Source organism: Methylobacterium sp. B1 (assembly GCF_000333255.1).
In the GTDB taxonomy this organism is placed as follows: domain Bacteria; phylum Pseudomonadota; class Alphaproteobacteria; order Rhizobiales; family Beijerinckiaceae; genus Methylobacterium; species Methylobacterium fujisawaense.
Genome location: NZ_BACT01000791.1, coordinates 1 through 6,156, shown reverse-complemented (window position 1 = coordinate 6,156; position 6,156 = coordinate 1). Strand labels below are relative to the sequence as shown.

At 69.4% G+C, this 6,156-nt stretch carries 6 protein-coding genes; 2 read left to right on the top strand and 4 right to left on the bottom strand.

Going from position 1 to position 6,156, the window contains the following annotated elements:
- Together I53_RS22935 and urtA are read right to left on the bottom strand one after the other, a co-directional pair.
- The coding region (locus I53_RS22935; protein ID WP_043355067.1) for a branched-chain amino acid ABC transporter permease at positions 1 to 1,194 on the bottom strand (1,194 nt) is incomplete at its 3' end.
- A gap of 208 nt (positions 1,195 to 1,402) precedes the next feature.
- Entirely contained in the window at positions 1,403 to 2,698 is a 1,296-nt protein-coding gene (gene urtA / locus I53_RS22930; protein ID WP_043355066.1) for an urea ABC transporter substrate-binding protein, read from the bottom strand.
- Between the two features lie 175 nt (positions 2,699 to 2,873).
- Here urtA and I53_RS35390 point away from each other — a divergent pair, with 175 nt between their 5' ends.
- Both I53_RS35390 and I53_RS22920 read left to right on the top strand, forming a co-directional pair.
- Entirely contained in the window at positions 2,874 to 3,245 is a 372-nt protein-coding gene (locus tag I53_RS35390; protein ID WP_251982412.1) for a hypothetical protein, read from the top strand.
- A 308-nt stretch (positions 3,246 to 3,553) separates the two neighbouring features.
- Positions 3,554 to 4,333, top strand: a complete 780-nt coding sequence (locus tag I53_RS22920; protein WP_251982411.1) for a Crp/Fnr family transcriptional regulator — start codon at positions 3,554 to 3,556, stop codon at positions 4,331 to 4,333.
- A 49-nt stretch (positions 4,334 to 4,382) separates the two neighbouring features.
- On the opposite strand, the gene I53_RS22915 is transcribed toward I53_RS22920, so the two are convergent.
- The gene (locus I53_RS22915; RefSeq protein ID WP_043355062.1) at positions 4,383 to 5,099 is read right to left on the bottom strand and encodes an HWE histidine kinase domain-containing protein; all 717 of its coding nucleotides are present in this window, start codon (positions 5,097 to 5,099) and stop codon (positions 4,383 to 4,385) included.
- A 57-nt stretch (positions 5,100 to 5,156) separates the two neighbouring features.
- Positions 5,157 to 5,888 carry a Crp/Fnr family transcriptional regulator gene (locus I53_RS22910; RefSeq protein ID WP_043355059.1) on the bottom strand — a complete coding sequence of 244 codons (732 nt, stop codon included), beginning with the start codon at positions 5,886 to 5,888 and terminating at the stop codon, positions 5,157 to 5,159.
- Positions 5,889 to 6,156 lie beyond the last annotated feature (268 nt).

Sequence of the window (6,156 nt, the reverse complement as noted above, 5' to 3'; positions counted from 1 at the left end):
GGGTCCTCTAGAGTCTTTTCTGAGCACGAACAGCAGGCCCAGGAACACGGCCAGCGCGAACGCGATGATCCACATCCGGCCCCAGGTGATCGACAGGCCGTAGAAATCGAAGGCGCCGCTCATGAAGGCGGGGGCGCCGACCTCGCGGTTGGTCGGACCGAAGATCGAGCGCACGCCCTGCTGGAGCGCGAGGCTGACCCCGAAGGTGGCGAGCAGCGTCTCCAGCGGGCGCCCGTAGAGGAAGCGGATGATGAACCGCTCGATCAGCACGCCGACGAGGCCGGCGACCAGGAACGCGCAGGGGATGCTGATCGCCAGCGACCAGCCGAACAGGGACGGCGCCTGGGTGCGGATCAGCTCCTGCACGCCATAGGTCGTGTAGGCGCCGAGCATCACCATCTCGCCGTGGGCCATGTTGATCACGCCCATCACCCCGAAGGTGATGGCGAGTCCGATGGCGGCGAGCAGCAGGACCGAGCCCAGCGAGATCCCGTACCAGACGTTCTGGAGGGCCCCGAGGATCGCGAGCCGCGTCTCGATCGCCGCGATGCCCCGGGCGGCGGCATTGCGCACCGCCTCGCTCGGATCCGCCGCCAGACCGCGCAGGATGCCCATCGCGTCGCCATCGCCCCGGGCCTGGATGGCGGGAATTGCGGCAATCCGGTCGGTCTCCGCGGTGCCGGGCCTGGCGAGCAGCACGGCGGCGCGGGCCTCGGTCAGCGCCTGCCGGACGGGCGCGCTGGTCTCGCGCGCCAGGGCGGCGTCGAGGGCCGGCAGGGCCGCCGCGTCCCTTGCCTTGAACACCGCGTCGGCGGCGATGCGCCGCTTTCCCGGATCGGGGCTCGCGAGGTCGAGCTGCCCGCGGGCGGCCTCGATCGCCCGGCGGACCCGGTTGTTGGCGCGCACGGGTTTGAGGTCGGGACTGTCGGCGGCGGCGGCGCCGGTCCGGGCGTCGACCAGAGTGCCGCCCTGCCGGATCAGCAGGGTCCTGTCGGCGGGGCGCACCAGCAGCCGTCCGTCCGACAGGGCCGACAGGATCGCGTCCGCGCGCGGGTTGCCGCTGGCGGCGAGGCCGGAGACGCCCGCCTCGATCTCGGCGTAGCCGTCCCCGGCGAGCTGGCCGTAGGGATCGGGCGCCTGGGCCAGCGCGGGGGCGGCCAGCAGCAGGACGAGGAGGGTGAGGAGACGGAGCATCGAGACTTTCGTTGCGCCTGGGAAGCGGGACGGGGACGCGTGCGGCACCTGAGTTCGCCAACGGGCGGCCGCGGTCTGCACGGATCGGTCGATGCGAGGCGCGACAGGCCCCCTCTCCCGTACGGGAGAGGGGACCCGCGCCACACCGCGATCCGAAGGTGCCGGACCGAACTGGAGGTCCGGCACCTCCGTTCAGCGGGAGGGCCCCTCAGGCGCCGCCGCAGGTCTTGGTCTTGGTGTTGTAGTTACCGCACTTGAGCTTGACCCAGTCGGCCTCGAGGTCCTTCGAGCCCTCGAGCTGCTTCGACCACGCCTCGCCGGGGATCAGCGTGTCGGTCTTCCACACCACGTCGAACTGGCCGTTCGCCTCGATCTCGCCGATGAAGACCGGCTTGGTGATGTGGTGGTTCGGCAGCATCGTGGCGGTGCCGCCGGTGAGGTTCTTCTGCTCGATGCCCGGCAGCGCGTCGATCACCTTGTCGGGGTCCGTGGTGCCGGCCTTCTCGACCGCCTTCACCCACATGTTGAAGCCGATATAGTGGGCCTCCATCGGGTCGTTGGTGACGGCCTTGGGGTTCTTCTTGAACGCCTGCCACTTCTTGATGAAGGCCTCGTTCTCCGGCGTCTTGATCGATTCGAAGTAGTTCCAGGCGGCGAGGTGGCCGACCAGCGGCTTGGCGTCGATGCCGGCGAGCTCCTCCTCGCCCACCGAGAAGGCGACGACCGGGATGTCGGTCGCCTTGATGCCCTGGTTGCCGAGCTCCTTGTAGAACGGCACGTTGGCGTCGCCGTTGATGGTCGAGACCACGGCGGTCTTCTTGCCGGCCGAGCCGAAGGCCTTGATCTTCGACACCTCGGTCTGCCAGTCCGAGAAGCCGAACGGCGTGTAGTTGATCAGGATGTCCTCGTCCTTGACGCCCTTGGACTTCAGGTAGGCTTCGAGGATCTTGTTGGTGGTGCGCGGGTAGACGTAGTCGGTCCCCTCCAGCACCCAGCGCTTGGCGCCGCCGCCATCCTCCGACATCAGGTAATCGACCGCCGGGATCGCCTGCTGGTTCGGGGCGGCGCCGGTGTAGAACACGTTCCGCTCGCTCTCCTCGCCCTCGTACTGGACGGGGTAGAACAGGATGTTGTCGAGTTCCTTGAACACCGGCAGCACCGACTTGCGCGACACGCTGGTCCAGCAGCCGAACACGGCCGCGACCTTGTCCTTGCTGATCAGCTCGCGGGCCTTCTCGGCGAAGAGCGGCCAGTTCGAGGCCGGGTCGACCACCACCGGCTCCAGCTTCTTGCCGAGCACGCCGCCCTTGGCGTTCTGCTCGGCGATGAGCATCAGCATCGCGTCCTTGAGGGTGGTCTCCGAGATCGCCATCGTGCCCGAGAGCGAGTGCAGGATGCCGACCTTGATGGTCTCCTGAGCCCGCGCGGGGCCTGCCCCCAGGGCGCCCATCGCGAGCCCGGCGGCCAGCGCGGCGGCCGAAGCCCAAGTTCCAAATGCCTTCATGGCGGTCCCCTGCGTCGTCTTCCTTGCGACGGTTCGGGGCTTCGCAAATCGTATGCCACATATTTAGGCATGCCTCATCGCGCGGCGGCCCGGCCGGAGCGGCGCACAGATGGGCGGCGTTTCGCCCGCGAGACCGGCAGCTTCATGCTGCTTCGGGCGGCGGCGGGATCAACCGGTGGGCATCTGCCATCGGGTTTTCGCCGACACGTTGATCGGGCGCGGATCGATGCCACTTACCTCAACCCGCGGCGCGCACGGACACGTCGCCCGACGGGCGGCAGCCCGCGGGCGGGTCGAAATCGGGTCCGGGCCTGTGCAGAAGGATGATATGGCAGAGCGCTACTATTTTCGCCTGAGCAGCGACGGCGAGACGATCGAGGACGAGGTGGGCGTCCTGGCCGCGTCGATCGCGCAAGCGGAAGCGGAAGCGCTGGTGCTGATCGAGGAGTTCCGGCGCGCCGGCGAGCTGCCGGACGCCGGGGAGGGCTGGCGCATGGAGATCCACGACGGGGCCGGCACCGTCCTGCGCACGCTTCGGCTTTCCTGATGCGCCGGGCTCACCCGTGCGATCCGGCCGAGCCTGGGCCTGACGGGCGGGTCTGCACGGCCTTCCCGTCGCGTCGCTCGTCCCGGCGCAGGCTGTGGATCCTAAACGGTCCGGCTCTTGCCCGGTTCTGCTGAACGCCGCATCCGGGCAGCGGTATGCCCGGCCGTTCAATGGTCCGGCGGATCGAGGCCGTCGGCATCCGGGGCCGGACGAGACGGTGATGTGATGACCCGAGGGAGTAGGAATAGGCGGTCGCGCGTTTACGCTGGCGCGGCTCGTGACGCGGCGCGGTCCTTCCGGAACATCCCTTGAACCCCTTCCTTCGCAAGCTGGCGCTGCGCGCAGACCTGGATGAGGCCGACATGGCCGCGCTGGACGCTGCGACCAGCGCGACCGCGCAGGTCGAGGCGGGGCGCGACTTGGTCTCGGAAGGCGAGCGGCCCGACGCCGCCTACGTGATCCTTCAGGGATTTGCCTGCCGCTACAAGCTCGTGCCCGACGGGGGGCGATCGATCCTCGCCTATCTGGTGCCCGGCGACGGCTGCGACCTGCACGCCTCCCTCCTGAACCGGGCGATCCACTCCGTGGCGACGCTGACGCCCTGCACCGGTCGCCTCCGTGCCCTACCGGACGATCAAGGAGCTCGCCGCCCGCCGGCCCAAATTTACCGCGCCCTGTGGTGGTCGTTTCTGGTCGACGAAGCCGTGCTCCAGGAATGGCTGGTCGGGGTGGGGCGCCGGTCCGCCGACCGGCAGGTCGCCCATATCATCTGCGAACTCTTCGCCCGCCTGAATGCCGTCGGCCTCGGCCTGGAGCCCGACTACCGCCTGCCGCTGGCGCAGTCGGAACTGGCCGACACGGCGGGGCTCTCGAACGTCCACCTCTCGCGGGTCCTCTCGGATCTGCGCAGGGCCGGACTGATCGAGAGCGGACGCAAGAGCGTGCGCGTGCCGAACCTGAAGCGACTGCAGGACTTTTCCGGCTTCACGCCGGATTACCTCCTCCTGCCCGGATCGACCCAGGCCCCGGAGGCGCTCGGCGCGCTCCCCCAGATGACCGGGCAGGTGCGGGCGGCGTCGGGACCGTGAGCGCCGCCGGGGCCGGTGGGGGCCCGCATCGTCCTCCCGGGCCCGGATCTCACCGGCTGTCGCCGTCCCACGCCGTCTCGGGATCCTCGGCGACGTGGCGCCCGATCCGGGCGGTGAGCGGCACGCGGATCGCGCAGCGCAGCCCATCCGGCGCAAAGTGCAGATCGACCGCCGCGCCGAGCTCGTAGGCCAGCATCTCCGTCAGCACGTCCGTGCCGAAGCCGCGCCGGCACGGGGCCGTGATCCCGCTGCCGCCGGTCTCGGCCCAGGCGAGGCTGAGGACAGGCGGCTCGACCTCCAGGTTCACCCGCCACGTGGCGCGGATCCGGCCCTGCGGGAGCGCCAGGGATCCGTGTTCCACCGCGTTGCTGGTCAGTTCGTGCAGGGCCAGCGCAAGAACCTGGGCGGTCTTGGGGCGGAGGCGGACCCGCGGGCCGGCGAGGGTCGCCTGCTCCCCTTCCCGCGCGAGGTGGAACATCAACTCGTCGGAGATCAGGGTGTGCAGGTCGGCATCGCCGAACGCGTCCGTCGCGGCCTGCACGCGCATGATCGCGCCGAACCGTCCGTCGAGATGCGCCACGTAGCTCTCGACATCCGCGGCGCTCTCGGCGGACCGGTGCATGACCGTGCGCAGCATCGCCATCGTGTTGCGCATCCCGTGGCGCAGGCTGTCCGGAAGGCCGGCTTCGTCGAGCAGCCGGCGCAGGCGTGCGTTGTCGGCCTCCAGAGCCGAGAGTCGCTCCGCCGGGTCGCGAGGGTCTGTCATGCCGGGCCACTCCGGATGTCGTTCAACCTGCCTCAATCGCCACGGGGCCGGCAGGGTTCAGCATGCGACGATGCGGTCGACCTCCGTGCGGTGCAGATAGGCGGCGTCGAAATGCGCGAGCCGGGCGAGCGCCGCCGGGTCGTGGATGGTCAGGCGCCGGCTGCGCAGGGTGATCAACCCCAGGCCGCGCAGCTCCTGAAGCGTCCGATTGATGTGCACGCTGGTCTGGCCCATGGCGTCGCCGAGATCGTTCTGCGTCATCGGCATCGCGCAGGTATTGCCGTCCGCCAGCCCGATCGCCGTCAGCCGCGCATGCAGCTCGCAGAACAGGTGGGCGAGGCGCTCGATGCCGGTCCGGCTGCCGAGGCTGACGGTCCACTCGCGCTGGATCGCCGCGGTGGCCAGGCTCTCGCGATGGAAGGCCAGGTCGAGCCGCGGGCTGCGGGCGGTCAGATCCCGCATCGCGCTGCCGGAGATCTGGCCGAGGAGCACCGGCGTGATCGCCCCGATCGTGTGATCCATCTCGTCGAGGAGGAACACATGCGGATCGCACGGATCCCCCGGAAGCAGGAGCGAGACGATCTGGCGGCGCCCGTTGGCGAACTGCCGGTACCGGCAGGCCCAGCCGTCGAGGATCACGTTGATGGCGCGGGGATCGTCGCCCTCGTGGATGATGTCGGTGCGCGGGGCGACCATGCGGCTCGGGCCCATGGCGTCGGCCAAGCACATCCGGTCGTCTTCCGAGAGCCGGACGTAGCAATTGAGCTTCTGCGCGAGCGGGCTTGGCATGGCTGCATCTCCGCAACGGCCTGAGCGTGCAACCCTACATTTTGTTTCTGCGCATGAATACTTACATGGATTAGTTTATGCTACCACAAGGTGTCTTTCCGCCCCTGCTGCCGGGCTGATTCAGCGATGTCCGGGCTCTGTCGCCGCGCCGACAGGGCAAGATCTGACCGTCCCGTGCGGCCCGTCGGCGCGACGATGGAGGCGATCTCGTGCCGCGGCTCCCCAGCGGGAGAATGTTCGCGTGTCGTCCTGAAATTGGAAAGACTGG